This window comes from Dellaglioa sp. CoH-55-MRSF-8, from assembly GCF_056782195.1.
Map to the genome: position 1 here is coordinate 1 of NZ_JBXAYH010000047.1, position 594 is coordinate 594.

Below are 594 nucleotides of genomic sequence, written 5' to 3' on the forward strand. Positions count from 1 at the left end.
GCGTACTCATCAAAACCCCATAGGCCGTTCCCCGAGGTATAGGCGCGGAATGATTCAATGAGCCCCTGCTTAACGATATACGCGGACGGCAATGCGTCACTGGCGCTGGGCAGCATGTCAACAGACTGAAGCGTACCCATGTGGAATGCGTTGCTGGTCTCAGCCACATCGAGCCACATCTCGTAGTTTGCGTCAACCGAAGACAGGTACGCGTCTATACGCATAGCATACGAGTTGTCCTTAGTGACCGGCACATCCGCCACAGCTAGTGCAAACAGCATGTTAGTGCTGGTGTACAGCCCAACTTCTCCGAACTGCTGAAGGAATGTCAAATCCTTAGGAAGAAGAATGGAGTACCGAAGCACGTTACCGTTTATCACGTCGCCGGGACTAAGGAGTCCTGTTGATACCAGAGTTCCGTGTATGTCGGTATCACTGGCTGTAGGCACATATCCAGTACCAGTGCCCAGCTTGTAGCTAGTAGGTCTGATTGAGGGATTCGATGCCAGCGCATCACGTGCCGCATTCGTTGTCTGGAAATACATTTTGTCATCCTATATAAACCGATATCAGGCGTCGCTTAATGATAAGGGG

At 51.3% G+C, this 594-nt stretch carries 1 protein-coding gene; it reads right to left on the bottom strand.

Translation table 11 applies throughout. The features are described from left to right. Window positions 1-545: hypothetical protein (locus AC1RPW_RS07810; protein WP_481769413.1), on the bottom strand; the 545-nt coding region annotated here is incomplete at its 3' end. Window positions 546-594: the final 49 nt, after the last annotated feature.